17 protein-coding genes are annotated in these 14,877 nt (G+C 65.0%); 7 read left to right on the top strand and 10 right to left on the bottom strand.

Going from position 1 to position 14,877, the window contains the following annotated elements:
* Positions 1-54: 54 nt before the first annotated feature.
* The gene (locus tag EOC83_RS14000; protein ID WP_013528900.1) at positions 55-321 is read right to left on the bottom strand and encodes a hypothetical protein; all 267 of its coding nucleotides are present in this window, start codon (positions 319-321) and stop codon (positions 55-57) included.
* 130 nt (positions 322-451) lie between these two features.
* On the opposite strand from EOC83_RS14000, the gene gcvA reads away from it, so the two are divergent.
* Entirely contained in the window at positions 452-1,387 is a 936-nt protein-coding gene (gcvA, locus tag EOC83_RS13995; RefSeq protein WP_013528901.1) for a transcriptional regulator GcvA, read from the top strand.
* 139 nt (positions 1,388-1,526) lie between these two features.
* Here gcvA and EOC83_RS13990 read toward each other — a convergent pair whose 3' ends face one another.
* Genes EOC83_RS13990 through tsaD form a run of 6 tightly spaced genes read right to left on the bottom strand, consistent with a single transcriptional unit; the run spans position 1,527 to position 5,543 of the window.
* The gene (locus tag EOC83_RS13990) at positions 1,527-1,943 is read right to left on the bottom strand and encodes a DUF1761 domain-containing protein (RefSeq protein ID WP_024503046.1); all 417 of its coding nucleotides are present in this window, start codon (positions 1,941-1,943) and stop codon (positions 1,527-1,529) included.
* Between the two features lie 51 nt (positions 1,944-1,994).
* Positions 1,995-2,693 (bottom strand): methyltransferase, encoded by a 699-nt coding sequence (locus EOC83_RS13985; protein WP_174299057.1) that lies wholly within the window; start codon positions 2,691-2,693, stop codon positions 1,995-1,997.
* Positions 2,648-3,073, bottom strand: coding sequence for an EVE domain-containing protein (locus EOC83_RS13980; protein WP_063169521.1), 426 nt, complete (start codon positions 3,071-3,073; stop codon positions 2,648-2,650). Before EOC83_RS13980 ends, EOC83_RS13985 begins: the two co-directional genes overlap by 46 nt.
* Before the next feature lie 37 nt (positions 3,074-3,110).
* Positions 3,111-3,407, bottom strand: a complete 297-nt coding sequence (locus EOC83_RS13975; RefSeq protein ID WP_063169520.1) for a YciI-like protein — start codon at positions 3,405-3,407, stop codon at positions 3,111-3,113.
* A 31-nt stretch (positions 3,408-3,438) separates the two neighbouring features.
* A complete protein-coding gene (locus EOC83_RS13970; protein WP_063169519.1) occupies positions 3,439-4,461 on the bottom strand; it encodes an NAD(P)H-dependent glycerol-3-phosphate dehydrogenase in 1,023 nt (340 codons plus the stop codon).
* A complete protein-coding gene (gene tsaD, locus EOC83_RS13965) occupies positions 4,458-5,543 on the bottom strand; it encodes a tRNA (adenosine(37)-N6)-threonylcarbamoyltransferase complex transferase subunit TsaD (protein ID WP_181172687.1) in 1,086 nt (361 codons plus the stop codon). Before tsaD ends, EOC83_RS13970 begins: the two co-directional genes overlap by 4 nt.
* Before the next feature lie 101 nt (positions 5,544-5,644).
* On the opposite strand from tsaD, the gene hemC reads away from it, so the two are divergent.
* The 6 genes from hemC to EOC83_RS13935 all read left to right on the top strand — a co-directional run bounded on the left by hemC (position 5,645) and on the right by EOC83_RS13935 (position 11,731).
* The gene (gene hemC / locus EOC83_RS13960; protein WP_063170402.1) at positions 5,645-6,571 is read left to right on the top strand and encodes a hydroxymethylbilane synthase; all 927 of its coding nucleotides are present in this window, start codon (positions 5,645-5,647) and stop codon (positions 6,569-6,571) included.
* A 1-nt stretch (position 6,572) separates the two neighbouring features.
* Positions 6,573-7,289: a uroporphyrinogen-III synthase gene (locus EOC83_RS13955; RefSeq protein WP_063169517.1), complete on the top strand. Its 717-nt coding sequence runs from the start codon at positions 6,573-6,575 to the stop codon at positions 7,287-7,289.
* A gap of 109 nt (positions 7,290-7,398) precedes the next feature.
* Entirely contained in the window at positions 7,399-8,871 is a 1,473-nt protein-coding gene (locus EOC83_RS13950; RefSeq protein WP_063169516.1) for a COG4223 family protein, read from the top strand.
* Between the two features lie 10 nt (positions 8,872-8,881).
* Positions 8,882-10,486, top strand: coding sequence for a heme biosynthesis protein HemY (locus EOC83_RS13945; protein ID WP_063169515.1), 1,605 nt, complete (start codon positions 8,882-8,884; stop codon positions 10,484-10,486).
* A 36-nt stretch (positions 10,487-10,522) separates the two neighbouring features.
* Positions 10,523-11,002 carry a TerB family tellurite resistance protein gene (locus tag EOC83_RS13940; protein WP_013528912.1) on the top strand — a complete coding sequence of 160 codons (480 nt, stop codon included), beginning with the start codon at positions 10,523-10,525 and terminating at the stop codon, positions 11,000-11,002.
* 15 nt (positions 11,003-11,017) lie between these two features.
* Positions 11,018-11,731, top strand: coding sequence for a glutamine amidotransferase (locus tag EOC83_RS13935; protein ID WP_024503038.1), 714 nt, complete (start codon positions 11,018-11,020; stop codon positions 11,729-11,731).
* Positions 11,732-11,831: 100 nt separating this feature from the next.
* Here the strand turns inward: EOC83_RS13935 and EOC83_RS13925 are convergent, their stop codons facing one another.
* The 3 genes from EOC83_RS13925 to EOC83_RS13915 all read right to left on the bottom strand — a co-directional run bounded on the left by EOC83_RS13925 (position 11,832) and on the right by EOC83_RS13915 (position 14,693).
* A complete protein-coding gene (locus tag EOC83_RS13925) occupies positions 11,832-12,140 on the bottom strand; it encodes an NIPSNAP family protein (RefSeq protein WP_063169514.1) in 309 nt (102 codons plus the stop codon).
* Positions 12,141-12,191: 51 nt separating this feature from the next.
* Complete coding sequence (locus EOC83_RS13920) at positions 12,192-13,430, bottom strand: MFS transporter (protein ID WP_063169513.1); 1,239 nt, start codon at positions 13,428-13,430, stop codon at positions 12,192-12,194.
* 162 nt (positions 13,431-13,592) lie between these two features.
* Positions 13,593-14,693 carry a pyridoxal phosphate-dependent aminotransferase gene (locus tag EOC83_RS13915; RefSeq protein ID WP_063169512.1) on the bottom strand — a complete coding sequence of 367 codons (1,101 nt, stop codon included), beginning with the start codon at positions 14,691-14,693 and terminating at the stop codon, positions 13,593-13,595.
* Positions 14,694-14,877 lie beyond the last annotated feature (184 nt).

Genomic DNA, 14,877 nt, shown 5'->3' with positions numbered 1-14,877 from the left:
TTGACAAGCTCGGCGTGGCCTTAGTTTTTCCTATTCCCCTATTCCCCTACTCCCCTACTCCCCTATTCCCCTACGGCCAGGTCTCTGCCAGCCGATGTCGAGCAGGCCCAGCCGGCCAAGCTCCTTGTCCATTGCGCGAGCGACATCACGGCGCGCGCCGCCGATATCGCGCAGTTGGCGGTCGGAGAGATCCTCGACGTTCTGGTAGGCAGTATCGCGGCGGGGGAGGCGTATCGCGACCCGGGCGTGACGCAACCAGTCGAGGGTTTCGGCCAGCCAGTTCGGACGATGTGCGGACGAATTCAAAACGATGATGGACATGGTGTGCTCCGTTCTCCCCGAATATCAAATCCGGCTTGATGATGTTTCGATGGACAGATCATGCCAGATTGAAATCTCTGTAGGAAACGAGTAGTTTTCTCTCGATCATCAAGTTTTCTTTGAGGATAGGATGGCTCGTCTTCTGCCTGGGACTCGTGCCTTGAGGACGCTGGAGGCGGCGGCCCGGCACCTCAATTTCACCCGTGCCGCCGACGAGCTTGGGCTGACACCGGCCGCCGTCAGCCATCAGATCAAGGAAATCGAGGATCAGCTCGGGCTGGTGCTGTTCACGCGCACCAGCCGCACCATCCGGCTCACCGAGGCGGGAACGGTGCTGTTCGACGCCTCGGCGGACGCGCTCGACCTGCTTGGCCGGGCTGTTTCGCGGGCGCAAAAGCTGACGCGCGGCACCGCTCTTTTGAAGGTAACGCTCGACGCGCAGTTCGCGTCAAAATGGCTGATGCGACGCGTCGACGATTTTCGCAAGCGTCACCCCGATATCGAGTTGCGATTCGACATTGCCTATGAAGTGCGGGATTTCGAACTTGACGACATCGATGTCGGCATCCGTTTTGGCGCTGGCAAATATCCGGGCCTTCGCACCCACCGGCTGTTCGACAACATCCTCATTCCGGTATGCAGCCCGAGCCTTTTGACGTCCGGTCCGCCGCTGCGCGAGCCGCGCGATCTTTTCAACCATACGCTTGCGCATATCGAATGGTCGCGGCAAGGCGTGACGTGGCCGAACTGGCGGATGTGGATGGCGGCGGCCGGCATCAATGATTTCGACGACAGCCGGACAGTCGTGTTCGGAAATTCCACGGATGCCGTCCAGGCAGCGCTCGACGGCAATGCCGTTGCGCTCGCCGATTTCGCCATGGTGGCGAACGACCTTTCCCAGGGCAGGCTGGTGCAGCCTTTCGAACTCGGCCTGCGCGTGGCGCCCGAGTTCGCCTATTTCCTGGTCTATCCCGAGAATACCGCCGACGATCCGCGCATCGTCGCCTTTCGCGAATGGATGCTAGAGGAAGTCGCCAAGACGCGGACCACGGATAAAGGGCAGTAGGGCAGTAGGGCAGTAGGGCAGTAGGGCAGTAGGGCAGTAGGGCAGTAGGGCAGTAGGGCAGTAGGGCAGTAGGGATAGGCGTCGGTGCCGTCTGCTCCCCTATTCCCCTACTGCCTTACTGCCCTACTCCCTTCTTGACTCAGCTTGCCACCGCGCCGAACCAGCCGATGACGGCGCCGATGATCAGTAGCACGCCGAGCCAGTGGCCGCCGTCGATGAGGGTCAGGTCCCAGCCGAAATTCTCGTAGCGATGGTTGACCGAGAGCGTCGTGGCGACGAAACCCAGCCAGAGCACGAAGCCGAAGACAAGTCCGGCGAGCCATGTCGGCTCGCCGCCGGTCATCGCGCCGACGACCAGCGCCATTATCGTGGCCATGACCAGTTCGGCGATGAAGCTGACGACGAAGGGCAGCGGCGACTTCTTCATCGTGGCCGGATCGAGCTTGGCGGCCTTCAGCCACGCCTTGCTCAGGCTCATGTACCAGGCGGCGCCGAACAGCCACGCCACGATTGCGGCAGCGACCACCGCCAGCCAGTTCACTGCTGAAAAATCCATGAGCTCCCCCCTCTGATTTGGATATGATGGAACGCCTGTTCGGCGATCGCGTCAAGCGAACCGCCAGACGGTCGTGCGCTTGACCAGCGCATCCTCCAGCGCCCGCGTGACGGCCACTTCATAGACCGCAAGCGGCTCCAGCCCTGTCTTCGGCAGATACGACCGGCCGGGATCGCCGACAAGGATTTCGGCGCCGCGCGCCTTCAGCGTTGCGAACCATGGCACCAGCCGGTCAGCGAAAGATTTGTCATAGAAAACATCACCGGCCAGGACCACGTCCCAACCTGCATCGGTGCCGATGCAATCCGTGCCGAGGAATTCGGTCCCGATACCGTTGATCTCGCTGTTGAGCCGGATCGCGGTGGCGCAGAACGGGTCGATGTCGGAGGCGATCACCTTGGCGGCACCGGCCTTGGCGGCGGCGATGGCGACAAGGCCGGAGCCGGAAGCAAAGTCGAGCACGTGCTTGCCACGCACCGTGCCGGAATTGTCCAGGACATAGCGGGCAAGGCCCTGGCCGCCGGCCCAGGCAAAGGCCCAGAAGGGCGGCGGCAGGCCGATTTCGACCAGCTCTTCCTCGGTCCGCTGCCACAGATCATGCGCTTCGTCGGCAAGATGAAGCAGGATCTCCGGCACGTGCGGCGGCGCCATCAGCGCCGTGTTGTCGAGAATGAACTGTTTGGCGCTGTTGGGCGTGAGCGCCGTCACGGAACCGGCGTCAAGCCGCCCATGCGGCAGACTTCCTTCCATTCGGCCGGCGTCACCGGCTGCACGGAAAGCCGTCCGAGCCGCACCAGCGCCATGTCGGCAAGCCTCGGATTGGCCTTCACCTGTTCCAGCGTCGGCGGGTTCGGTACATCCCTTACGGCGCGGATGTCGACGCATTCCCAGCGCGGATCGTCCGACGTGGTGTCGGGATGGGCAAGCGCGCAGACTTCAGCGATGCCGACGATGTTCAGCCCCTCGTTGGAGTGGTAGAAGAAGCCGAGATCGCCGATCTGCATCGCCTTCATGTTGTTGCGCGCCGCGTAGTTGCGCACGCCGTCCCATTGCGTGCCGGCCTTGCCCTTGGCCTTCAGCATCTCGAAGGAGAACTTGAATGGCTCGGATTTGAACAGCCAGTAGTTCATGTCTTTCTCCTCCTTGGAGTCGCGCTGGCGACCGGGATTAACTAGCCGCCGGCTTGTTGAACGTCCAGTTCCACGGGCGGATTTCGACGCTTTCGAACAGCCCGGCCTTGGCGTAGGGGTCGGCGGCCGACAGAGCCTGCGCCCCTGCCAGGTCGGGCGCTTCGACGACCACGAGGCTGCCATTGGACCTGCCTTCAGTGTCAAGGAACGGACCGGCGAATGCCAGCTTCTTGTCGCCGTTCAACCCCTCGAGAAAGGCAACATGCTCGGGCCGCGTGTCGAGGCGCACCTGCAGGCTTCCGGGCTTGTCCTTGCAAATCACAGCAAACAGCATTTTTTCTCCTGATCGTTCAAAGTCGTGGGGATCAATCGTTGGTTTCGGTCTTCAGCGGCCGGGTCATCAACGCCGTCACGGCCTGCCGGACGGTGATGGTGCCATCCAGTATGGCGGCGACGGCGGCAATGATCGGCGCGTCGATGTTGCGCTCGGTCGCAATGCGGGCTGCGATCGCCGCCGTCGGCACGCCTTCTGCCAGCGGCAATCCGGCAAGTGGCTTGCCTTGCCCGAGCGCCAACCCATAGGCGAAATTGCGCGACTGGGTGGACGAGCAGGTCAGCAGCAGGTCGCCAAGGCCGGAAAGCCCCATCAGCGTTTCGGGCCTGGCGCCGAAGGCAGCGCCGATGCGGCGCAATTCGACAAAGCCGCGCGTCACCATGGCGGCCTGGGCGCTGGCGCCGAGACCCGCCCCAGTGACGGCACCTGCGGCAATGGCAAAGACGTTCTTCAAGGCGCCGCCGATCTCGACGCCGATCAGGTCGTCGTTCGAATAGCAGCGCAGATTTTCGGCGGAAAAGCGGGCGGCGAGATCGGCGGCCAATGCCTCGTCGCGGGCGGCGACCACAACGGCCGTCGGCAGGCCGCGGGCGACGTCGGTGGCGAAGCTCGGGCCCGACAAAACGGCAACCGGATTGAGCGGCAGGATTTCTTCGACAATCGCCGATAGCAACGCGCCAGTCTCGCTTTCGATGCCCTTGGCACACAGAACCAGCGGGATACCGGCCGGCATATGGTCCTTCGCGGCCGCCAGCGTCGCCCGCAGCGACTGCGCCGGCGTCACCGCCAGCACGCAATCGGCACCGTCGAGCGTGGCCTGGATGTTGCTCGTCGCCACGATGCCGGGCTGGAGCGTAATGCCCGGCAGGTAGCGTGGATTTTCGCCGCGGTCGATCGCGGCGACGGTCTCCGGATCGCGCGCGTAAAGGCGGACGAAATGGCCGGCGCGCAGCATGGCCAAGGCCAAGGCAGTGCCCCAGGCGCCGCCGCCGAGCACGGCAACGCGCCAGCCGCTTGGCGCGGTGACGTTGCCGCTCATTGCCACCTCGTTCATGCCTTGGCTCCGCGCCGGCCGGAGCCGACCATCGGCGCCGAGATGCTGTCCAGCGGCCAGCGCGAGCGCGGCACGAAATCGAAGCCGTTCTCTTGCGCCATGCCCTCGCGCAGCCGCTCGATGCCGGCCCAGGCGATCATCGCCGCATTGTCGGTGCAAAGTTTCAGTGGCGGCGCAATGAAGGTGAAGCCGGTCTCGGCGCAGAGCCGCTCCAGCATGGTCTTGATCGTGCGGTTGGCGGCGACACCACCGGCAACGACGAGGGCTGGGTTCCTGGTGCCGGGAAATGTCTCGCGAAAGCGCGTCAGCGCGCGAGAAACACGGTCGGCCAGAGCATCGGCTACGGCCCCCTGGAACGAGGCGCAGATGTCGGCGACGTCCTGGTCGCTCAGCGGCGCAATGGCGCTCGCCGCCTGGCGCACGGCGGTCTTGAGGCCGGAGAAGGAGAAGTCGGGCTGGGCCGAGCCCTTCATCGGACGCGGAAAGGCAAAGCGCGAGGCGTTGCCGGCCTGTGCCGCCTTTTCGACATTCGGTCCGCCGGGATAGGGCAGGCCAAGCATCTTGGCCGTCTTGTCGAAGGCTTCGCCGAGCGCGTCGTCGATAGTCGTTGCCCAGCGCTGGTAGCCGCCGACACCCCGCACGGCGACGATTTGCGTATGGCCGCCGGAGACCAGCAGCAAGAGATAGGGAAAGTCGAGCCCGTCGGTCAGCCTTGCGGTCAGCGCATGGCCTTCGAGGTGGTTGATGGCGATCAGCGGCTTGTTCGCCGCCGCGGCGATTGCCTTGGCGGTCATCAGCCCGACGATCAGCCCGCCGACCAGGCCGGGGCCGGCGGTGGCGGCAATCGCGTCGATATCGGCTAGCGCCGTGCCCGAATCGGCAAGCGCCGCCTCGATGATGCCGTCCAGCGCCTCGACATGGGCGCGCGCGGCGATTTCCGGCACGACGCCGCCGAAAGCGGCATGCTCCTCGATCTGGCTGAGCACGATGTTGGACAGGATTTTTGGCGCGGCGTCGCCGTCGACGGCCACCACGCTGGCGGCGGTCTCGTCACAACTCGTCTCTATGCCCAGCACGCGGATCAATTCGTCGCTGTCCCTAAAGATTGTATCATGGGGTTTTCCCCGTTAGGAGAACCCCGGAAAAGCCTCGCTTGCCGGGGGGTTATCACGGACTGCGCGCCATGCAAACAATCTTGAGAATCGGAACACGCGGCAGCCCGCTGGCGCTGGCGCAGGCGCATGAAACGCAGGCGCGGCTGATGGCCGCGCATGGCATGCCGGCGGAGGCGTTCGAGGTGGTCGTCATCTCGACCAGCGGCGACCGCATTCAGGACCGGCCGCTGTCGGAAGCCGGCGGCAAGGGCCTGTTCACCAAGGAGATCGAGGAGGCGCTGCTGGCCGGCCGGATCGACATCGCCGTGCATTCGTCGAAAGACATGCCGACGCAACTGCCCGACGGCCTCGAACTGTCGGCCTTCCTGCCGCGCGAGGACGCACGCGACGCCTTTGTCGGCAAAGCGGCGAAGACGATCGCCGAACTGCCGCGCGGGGCGAAAGTCGGCTCGTCGTCGCTACGGCGGCAAGCGCTGATCCGCCGGATGCGGCCGGATCTCGACGTGGTGATGTTCCGCGGCAATGTGCAGACGCGGCTGCGCAAGCTCGACGAAGGCGTCGCCGCCGGCACGATCCTGGCCTATGCCGGGCTGAAGCGGCTTGGGCTCGAGCATGTCGTCACCGACCTGATACCGCTCGATGTCTTCCCGCCGGCGCCGGGGCAAGGCGCGATCGGCATCGAAACCCGTATCGGCGACCGCGATGTCGAAAAGATGCTGGCGGCCGTCCATGATGTGCCGACCGGCCAGGCGCTGGCCTGCGAGCGTGCCTTCCTGGCGGCGCTCGATGGCTCCTGCCGCACGCCGATCGCCGGCTATGCGGCGATCGAGGCCGGAAAACTGTCTTTTGCCGGGCTGATCATCTCGCCCGACGGCACGCAGTCACACACGGTCGAACTGCAGGGACCGGCGCAAGACGCCGCCCGGATCGGCGGCGAAGCGGCCCGGAGCGTGCGCGCCAGGGCCGGCGAAAAGTTCTTCGACGGCTGGCTCTGAAATGCTTCGCGTCCTGGTGACCAGGCCGGAACCGGGTGCTTCGCGCACAGCGCATCGGCTGGAGGAGGCAGGTTTTCAGCCGGTTCTTTTGCCCCTGACCGAAACAAAGGCGTTGCCTGTCGCCGCCGGACTGATCCCGGACGATGCCGTCGCGGTGGCCGTCACAAGCGCCAATGCCATGCGCCATGCGCCGGAAGAAATCATCGCGACGCTCGCCGCCTTGCCTTGTCATGCCGTCGGCAGGCGGACTGCGGAAGCTGCCCGCAAAGCGGGGTTTTTGTCGGTCAGTGAAGGCCCCGGCGATGCCGAGGCGCTGGCCGACGTTCTCGCTGCCGATTTTTCTGGAAAGACGATTGTCTACCTCTGCGGGCGCGTGCGTTTTCCGGCGTTCGAACAGAGGCTCGGGACGGCGGGCGTTCGGGTCCACGCCGTCGAGACCTATGACACGCTGACAGTGGGTTATCCGGACGAAGTCACCCTCGAACGCCTGTCGGGGCAACCTGCCGACGCGGTATTGCTCTATTCAGCCAAGGCGGCGGCGGCGATGCAGATGTTGGCAAGACGGCCCGCTCTGCGCGGTCTCTTCGAAAAAACATGGGTTTTTGCGCTTTCCACGCGGATCGCCGCAGCCTTCGACGATGCCGCCGGCGAAAGGATCCGCATTGCCGCGCAACCTGACGAGGAGGCATTGCTGGCGCTTTTGCAGGCGCCGCGCTGAGCCGCGTCATCACACCGCCCCTTTTCACCGCTTGGTGATGTGCTAGACCCTTTCTGAACCATCATGCGCCGCCAGGCGTTGAGACGAAGCGAATGTGCGGAGCCCAGGCATGGTCAAGACGCCGAAGATGCGACACTCGAAAAGCCGCCGCGAGCCGGTGACCATCGATCTCGAGCCGGGCGCCGTCTCACGCATCGCCGACGAGGACGCCGCCACGCAGGAGGCGCAGACAGACGAGGCGAAGGCCGAGGAAGCAGCGAACGCTTCGCAGCCCGAGGTTCCCGAAGAGCCGGTTCATGCCGACCAGACCGATCTCGAGCCGTGGGAGCATGCCGATGGCGCCGCAGGTGCGGAAGGGCAAGCGCCGGCGCATGGCGGAGCCAAAGCCGCCGAGCCAGAGCTGCCTTATCCCGGTTCGGATGCGCCGCCCAACCGCGCCAAAACCTTCGACTACAGTTTCGACGACGCGTCGGCAGCGCAGACCGACGGCAACAAGGCAAAAGCCGAGACACAGGACGAGAAAATGGCGCCAGCCCCTGAAAAGCGTGGCGGCCTCAACGGCATCGCCGCCGGCATCATCGGCGGCGTCATCGCGCTGGTCGGCGCCGGCGGGCTGCAATTTGCCGGCCTGCTCGGCGCGCCGGGCTCCGGCGCCAGCGTCTCGCTCGATGGCGTCAATGGCGACATCGCCTCGCTGAAGACCGAAATCGCCGGCTTGAAGGACGCCGGCGGCAACGGCGATGCAGCGGCGAAGATGGTCGGGCTGTCCTCGGGCCTGGAGCAGGTCAAGGCTGATGTCGCGGCGCTGAAATCGGCTGTCGAGAAAGGTGGAGCAGGCGACGCGGCCGGCGTCACCGCACTGGGCGACAAGGTCGCGCAGATCGAGACGGCGGTCGCCGCCCTCGGCAAGGCGGGCAGCGCGGCGCCGGTCGATCTTGGTCCGCTCACCGAAAAACTGGCAGGCCTCGACGCGCAGGTGAAGTCGGCCGGCGAGGCGGCTACCGCGCAGGATGGCCGGCTGAAAGCGCTGGAGCAGTCTGTGTCGCAGCTGTCCGGCAAGGTCGAGGCGGCGGCGGGACAGCCGAAGATCGCGCTTGCCATCGCGGCGTCGGCCTTGAAGGCGGCGCTTGAGCGTGGCGGGCCGTTTTCGGCCGAACTCGAAACCCTCGCCGCGATTTCGCCTGATGCGCCGCAGCTTGCGGCACTGCGCCCCTATGCCGAAAAGGGCGTTCCAACCCGCGCCGAGATCGCATCGCAGGCTGATGCCGCCGCCAATGCCATGGTCACGGCGGCGACGCCTGTCGATGAGAATGCCGGCTTCGTTCAGAGCCTTCTGTCGAGCGCGCAATCGCTGGTCAAGGTCAGGCCGATCGGCGCCGTCGAAGGCGCCGGCGCACCGGAAACCGTCGCGCGCATGGAGGCGGCGGTCAACCAGGGCGACTACGCCAAGGCACTCAGCGAGTATGAAACGCTGCCCGAGGCCGCCAAGGCCGCGGGCGCCGACTTTGCCGGTAAGCTGAAGGCGCGCATCGAGGTCGAGACCCAGGTCGATGCGCTGATCTCGGGCGCGATGAAGGCATGAGGGCAACACAATGATCCGCCTGCTCGCCTTCCTCATCGTCGTTTTCGCGCTCGGGCTGGGCTTTGCCTGGCTGGCCGACCGGCCGGGCGACATGGTCGTCACTTTCAACGGCTATCAATACCAGGTCAGCCTGATGGTGGCGGCGGTGGCTGTCGTTGCCGTGGTCGCTGCGGTGATGATCCTGTGGTGGCTGCTCAAGTCGCTGTGGAACAGCCCCTACACCATCTCGCGCTATTTCCGTGTCCGCCGCCGCGATCGTGGCTATCAGGCGCTGTCGACCGGCATGATTGCCGCCGGCGCCGGTGATGGCGCGCTGGCCCGCAAGAAGACCAAGGAAGCCGCCAAGCTGATCCGTTCCGACCAGGAGCCGCTGATCCACCTGCTCGAAGCGCAGGCGTCGCTCCTCGAAGGCGATCATGAAGGCGCGCGGCAGAAATTCGAGAGCATGCTCGAGGATCCCGAAATGCGGCTGCTGGGTTTGCGCGGGCTTTATCTGGAAGCCGAACGGCTCGGCGACCGCAACGCCGCCAGGCATTATGCCGGCCGCGCCGCCGCTGTGGCGCCGCAGCTGGCCTGGGCGGCGGAATCGACGCTGGAAGAGCTGACCGCGCGCGGCGACTGGGACGGCGCCCTGAAACTCGTCGACGCGCAGAAAGCGACACGGCAGATCGAACGCGATGCCGCCAACCGCCGCCGCGCCGTGCTGCTGACCGCCAAGGCGCAGGCGCTTGCCGACAGCGATCCCGCCGCCGCCAGGACGGCGGCGATCGAAGCGAACAAGCTCAGGCCCGATTTCGCGCCTGCCGCCGTGGCCGCCGCGGCCGCACTGTTCAAGCAGAACGATGTGCGCAAGGGCTCGAAGATACTCGAGGCGGCGTGGAAGGCCGAGCCGCATCCGGAGATCGCCGAGCTCTATACCCATGCAAGGCCGGGCGACGCGGTGCTCGACCGCCTCAACCGGGCGAAGAAGCTGCAGGAGATGAAGAAGAACCACGCCGAATCGTCGATGACGGTGGCGCGCGCCGCGCTCGACGCGCAGGATTTCGCGACCGCCCGCCGCGAGGCCGAGGCGGCGATCCGGATGGACCGTCGCGAGGGCGCCTATCTGCTGCTCGCCGACATCGAGGAGGCCGAGACCGGCGATCAGGGCAAAGTTCGGCAGCTGCTGTCCAGGGCGCTGCGGGCGCCGCGCGATCCGGCCTGGGTCGCAGACGGCGTGGTATCGGAACGCTGGGCTCCGGTATCGCCGATCACCGGCCGGCTCGACGCCTTCGAGTGGCGCGCGCCGATGGAGCGTCTTGGCCAGTTGATCGACAGCCATGATGACGCGCCAGCGGGTGCGGCACCGGTTATTGAAGCATTGGCAAAGCCGACGAGCGAAAAAAGGCCGATCGAAGTGATCGACGACGCCGGTGGCGAGACGTCGGCGGGCAAGCAAGCTGAAAGTCGCGAAGAAGATCATGTCAGACCGATCACGGCAGCGGCCTTCGCCGCGGTGCCGAGCGATGCCGAAGGCGTCGAGCCGGCCGAGGAGCTTGCGCGGCTGCCGGACGATCCCGGCGTCGATCCGGACGAGGAAGCGGAGAAATCGCCGCGCCGGTTTCGGTTGTTTTGAGTTGGGCAGGCCGTCAGGCCGTTGGGGTATGGATCTATGTTTGAACGCGTTCTGTCGTTTCTCAGGGATTTGCCGGCCGGTGCCGGCACGCATGCCAGCACGGACGATCCGCGTGTCGCCGCCTCGGCGCTGCTCTACCATGTGATGAACGCCGATGGCGTGCGCCAGGATGTCGAGTGGGAGCGGTTCAAGGCGGTGCTGGCCGAGAGCTATTCGATCAGTGGCGCGGAACTCGAAGCGTTGGCCGCTGCCGGCGAGCGGGCCGACAATGAGGCGATCGATCTCTACGCCTTCACCAGCGTCTTGAAGCGCCATCTCGATGCCGATGCGCGCAAGGCTTTCATCGGCCTGATGTGGGAAATCGTCTATGCCGACGGCGAGTTGCACGAGCTCGAGGACAACACCGTCTGGCGCGTCGCCGAGCTGATCGGCGTCGAACGCCACGACCGCGTCGAGGCGCGCCGCAAGGCGGCGGCGCACGCGCCCGGCGCCACCGGAACATCGAGCGACGAATAGGATCTTCGCCTTCCCATGCCACGCCAGACGAGTTCGAAGCCAAAGATCCTGATCGTGCTGCATCAGGAGAGTTCGAGCCCGGGACGTGTCGGCCACATGTTGCTGGAAGAGGGTTTCGATCTCGACATCCGCCGGCCGCCGCTTGGCGACGCCTTGCCCGAAACACTGGACGACCACGCCGGCACGGTGGTGTTCGGCGGCCCGATGAGCGCCAATGACGACGACGAGTTCGTCCGCCGCGAGACCAACTGGCTGGAAATACCGCTGAGGGAGAACCGGCCATGTCTCGGCATCTGTCTCGGTGCGCAGATGCTGGTCAACTGTCTCGGCGGCAAGGTCGAGGGTCATGGTGAAGGGCTGGTCGAGGTTGGCTGGTATCCCCTGAAGGCGACCGAAGCCGGCAAGCAACTGATGCACTGGCCGGAGATGGTCTACCAGTTCCACCGCGAGGGTTTTTCGCTGCCCAGGGACGCGACGCTGCTGGCGACGGCCGAAACCTATCCCAACCAGGCCTTCCGCTACGGCGACAATGCCTGGGGCATCCAGTTCCATGGCGAACTGACCAGGGTGATGATGCAGCGCTGGGTGGTGCGCGGCGCGCATCGCTTCGAATTGCCCGGTGCCCAGCCCGGCCGCGATCATCTCGGCGGCCGGCTGATCTGGGACATGCATCTCAAGCGCTGGCTGGACGAGTTTTTGCGGATGATCTTCGGCAAGTCGAGCAGATAGCTAAACCGTCGTCTGAACGGATTTCAGGCGACCCGCTTTAGGTCTTTGTCTTCATGCATGTCGTTCTCCCAAAACCGGGGCCACTTTTGGGCGACATGCATTAAGGTTCGAGCACCGGCCGCAGGAAGCTGCGCTCATAGCTGAGAATGCTGCGATTGCGCTTTTCCATTTCGAACACGTCCTGGCATTCCGGGTCGGCAGCCATCCGTTTGCGATAGTCCTCGTAGTCGGCAAGACTCGGAAAGCTGAACATGGCATAGGCGATGTTGCTCGCCCCTTCGCTTGGAAGGAAATAGCCGTGATGGTTTCCGCCGAGGCGGTTGACCAGAGCTATCCAGCGACGACCATAATCTTCGAACTCGGCAAGCTTGTAGGGGTCGATGACGTATTTCAGGTAGCAAGTGATCATGAGAGCTCCTGTGGCATGGGCTAGGCATGTCGGCTGTCAACCGTGGGAAGATCAGTTGCGCCCGTTGAGGTGGCGCACCTTGCGCAGTTGCGGGAACAGCACCACCCACAGGCCCGCGACGGCGATGGCGCCGATGCCGCCGATCACCACGGCCGGCACCGTGCCGATCAGCGCGGCCATCGTGCCGGCCCGGAATTCGCCGACCTCGTTGGAGGCGCCGACAAAGACCTGGTTGACGGCGTTGACGCGGCCGCGCACCTCGTCGGGCGTCCACAGCTGGATCAGCGTCTCCCTGATGTAGACGCTGAACATATCGGTGGCGCCAAGGAAGACCAATGCCACGATCGACAGCCAGGTGATGGTCGACAGGCCGAAAACCACGGTGAAGGCGCCGAACGAGGCTGCAGCGGCCAGCATGATCATGCCCGCGTGGTTGCGAAGTGGATGCCCGGCCAGCCAGATGGCGACGCAAATGGCGCCGATGCTGGGCGCCGAGCGCAGCAGGCCGAGGCCCCACGGGCCGAGCTGGAGGATGTCGCGCGCATAGACCGGCAGCAGCGCCGAGGCGCCGGACAGGAGCACGGCGAACAGATCGAGCGAGATGGCGCCGAGCACGATCTTCTCGCTCCAGATATAGCTGAACCCGCCGAGCAGGTGCTGCATCGTCGGCTTGTCCGACTCGGTGCGCTGCGACGGCTTCGGGATGGTGAAGATCAGCAGCCCGGACACAAGCATCAGGACAGCGGCGGTTCCGTAGGCCGCTTCCGGCGACACGCCGTAGAGCAGGCCGCCGGCGACGGGTCCGACGATGGTCGCCGTCTGCCAGGCCGATGAATTCCAGGCGATGGCGTTGGCGAAATCCTGAGGCGGCACCAGATTGGCGAACAGCGAGGCCGAGGCCGGACCGAAGAAGGCGCGGGCGACGCCGAACATGGCAAGCACGCAGAAGATCGGCAGCGGCCCGCTGATGCCGCGCAGCGCCAGGAACAGCAGCGCCAGCGCGCACATCGCCTCCACCACGACCGCCAGCGCCATGATCAGGCGGCGGCCGAAGCGGTCGGCGGCGACACCGGTGACCAGCACCAGAAGCAGCGACGGCAGGAACTGGACGATGCCGACCAGGCCGAGATCGAGCGGGTCGCGGGTCAAATCGTACATCTGCCAGCCGACCGCGACGGACACGATCATGGTGGCGAATGTGGTGAGGAAACGCGCCGCCCAATAACTCAGGAAGGAGCGGTGGCGGAACGCGGCATAGCGCTGGTCCGGTGATATCTGTTCGGCGGTCATGATTTAAGAGGCCCCATTGCAGTGGCGTCAGCTGGCGGGGCACTTCCACGATGGGCGCTGGTCCGGCTGGCGGAACTTTTAGCTCAGTTCGCCGCGGATATGCGTCAGAATCAGTGCTGGATCAAGGAATTTTCAGCCTGCTCCATCGCCGGCACGCGGAAGTTACTGCCGCAGCGCGACGGAGATGGCGTCGAGGCCGCCGCGCAATTCGGCTTCCGTCGGCCAGCCGAAGCCGACGCGGAAGAAGCGTTTTTCCATCTCGAACCAGTGGCCGGGTCCGACATAGGTTCCATGGTTCTCCAGCAGGTTCGCATAGAACCGGTCGAGGTCGAAGCCGGGTTCGATATCGAGGCGCGGGAAGCCGACGACACCGCCTTCGGGCCTGATCCAGTCGACCAGCGGTTCGCGGTCGATCCAGGCCTGGACGATGTCGCGGCGCTTGGCCATTTCGGGCAGCAGTGTCGCCAGGAAGGCATCCCGGCGCTCGAGCATGCCGCGGGCAATGCCTTCGTCGATGACGCTGCCGCAGATGCCGATCTGTTCCTTTGCGGCGAGGAATTTTTCCTGAAGCACCGCATCCCTGGTGATCAGCCAGCCGATGCGGATGCCGGGAATGCCGAAGGCCTTGGACAATGACGAGACGCTGATCGCCTTTGGGCTCAGTGAGGCAGCCGTCGGCAGCCGCCTGCCGTAGGAGAGGTCGCGATAGGTCTCGTCGACCAGCAGATGGCAGCCGCGAGCCTCGGCAAGCGCCACCAGCGCATCGAGCTCGGCTCGGCTCATCATCGTGCCGGTCGGGTTGTGCGGGCAGGTGACGCTGATCAGCTTCGTGTCCGGCCGAATCGCGGCCTTGACGCGTTCGACGTCGATGGCGAAGCCTTCCTCGAATGCCAGGTCGACAAAGCTGATGGCGCAGCCGATCGCCCTTGGGGTTTCGATGTTGGTGGCGTAGTTGGGCCGGATGACGACGAGATGGTCGTTGGCCGACAAAAGCGAGGTCGAGATGATGAACAGTGCGCCGGCGGCACCGGCGGTGACCAGCACATCATCCGGCGAAATGCCGGCATCCTGCGCCGATATCAGTGCACGCAACTGCTTGTCGCCGCGATGCTCGCCATAGAAAAGCGTGAGATCGGGCAGCGACAGGCCGATGTCGGAGAGCTTCTGGTCGGCGATCGAGCTTTCGGAAAGATTAAAGCGGATACGGTCGTAGCCGTATTCTTCCGGTGCCTCTTTCTCGATCCCCATCCTGGTGTAGTTCATGGCTCACTCCCCAAGAGCAGTTCACCGTTTCACGGAAACGGCGACCCGCTCTAACTCCTTGTTTTTTTACGCAATTCCGGACGGAAAACCGTTTCACACTTTTCCTGGAATTGCTCTAGGAACCCGGCCACCTATCCAAGCCATAAAAATAGGAAGCCGGCCAAGGCGGATTCGCCGGCAGGCT

The sequence above is a fragment of the Mesorhizobium sp. Primo-A genome (genome assembly GCF_003997175.1).
GTDB lineage: Bacteria > Pseudomonadota > Alphaproteobacteria > Rhizobiales > Rhizobiaceae > Mesorhizobium > Mesorhizobium ciceri.
Note: the sequence above shows the minus strand (reverse complement) of the source record. Positions and strands in the feature narration are given on the sequence as shown.

What these genes read in the sequence shown, in the direction of transcription:
- EOC83_RS14000 (WP_013528900.1), bottom strand. Translation starts at nt 321, where the DNA reads ATGTCCATCATCGTTTTGAATTCGTCCGCACATCGTCCGAACTGGCTG.
- gcvA (WP_013528901.1), top strand. Translation starts at nt 452, where the DNA reads ATGGCTCGTCTTCTGCCTGGGACTCGTGCCTTGAGGACGCTGGAGGCG.
- EOC83_RS13990 (WP_024503046.1), bottom strand. Translation starts at nt 1,943, where the DNA reads ATGGATTTTTCAGCAGTGAACTGGCTGGCGGTGGTCGCTGCCGCAATC.
- EOC83_RS13985 (WP_174299057.1), bottom strand. Translation starts at nt 2,693, where the DNA reads ATGGAAGGAAGTCTGCCGCATGGGCGGCTTGACGCCGGTTCCGTGACG.
- EOC83_RS13980 (WP_063169521.1), bottom strand. Translation starts at nt 3,073, where the DNA reads ATGAACTACTGGCTGTTCAAATCCGAGCCATTCAAGTTCTCCTTCGAG.
- EOC83_RS13975 (WP_063169520.1), bottom strand. Translation starts at nt 3,407, where the DNA reads ATGCTGTTTGCTGTGATTTGCAAGGACAAGCCCGGAAGCCTGCAGGTG.
- EOC83_RS13970 (WP_063169519.1), bottom strand. Translation starts at nt 4,461, where the DNA reads ATGAACGAGGTGGCAATGAGCGGCAACGTCACCGCGCCAAGCGGCTGG.
- hemC (WP_063170402.1), top strand. Translation starts at nt 5,645, where the DNA reads ATGCAAACAATCTTGAGAATCGGAACACGCGGCAGCCCGCTGGCGCTG.
- EOC83_RS13955 (WP_063169517.1), top strand. Translation starts at nt 6,573, where the DNA reads ATGCTTCGCGTCCTGGTGACCAGGCCGGAACCGGGTGCTTCGCGCACA.
- EOC83_RS13950 (WP_063169516.1), top strand. Translation starts at nt 7,399, where the DNA reads ATGGTCAAGACGCCGAAGATGCGACACTCGAAAAGCCGCCGCGAGCCG.
- EOC83_RS13945 (WP_063169515.1), top strand. Translation starts at nt 8,882, where the DNA reads ATGATCCGCCTGCTCGCCTTCCTCATCGTCGTTTTCGCGCTCGGGCTG.
- EOC83_RS13940 (WP_013528912.1), top strand. Translation starts at nt 10,523, where the DNA reads ATGTTTGAACGCGTTCTGTCGTTTCTCAGGGATTTGCCGGCCGGTGCC.
- EOC83_RS13935 (WP_024503038.1), top strand. Translation starts at nt 11,018, where the DNA reads ATGCCACGCCAGACGAGTTCGAAGCCAAAGATCCTGATCGTGCTGCAT.
- EOC83_RS13925 (WP_063169514.1), bottom strand. Translation starts at nt 12,140, where the DNA reads ATGATCACTTGCTACCTGAAATACGTCATCGACCCCTACAAGCTTGCC.
- EOC83_RS13920 (WP_063169513.1), bottom strand. Translation starts at nt 13,430, where the DNA reads ATGACCGCCGAACAGATATCACCGGACCAGCGCTATGCCGCGTTCCGC.
- EOC83_RS13915 (WP_063169512.1), bottom strand. Translation starts at nt 14,693, where the DNA reads ATGAACTACACCAGGATGGGGATCGAGAAAGAGGCACCGGAAGAATAC.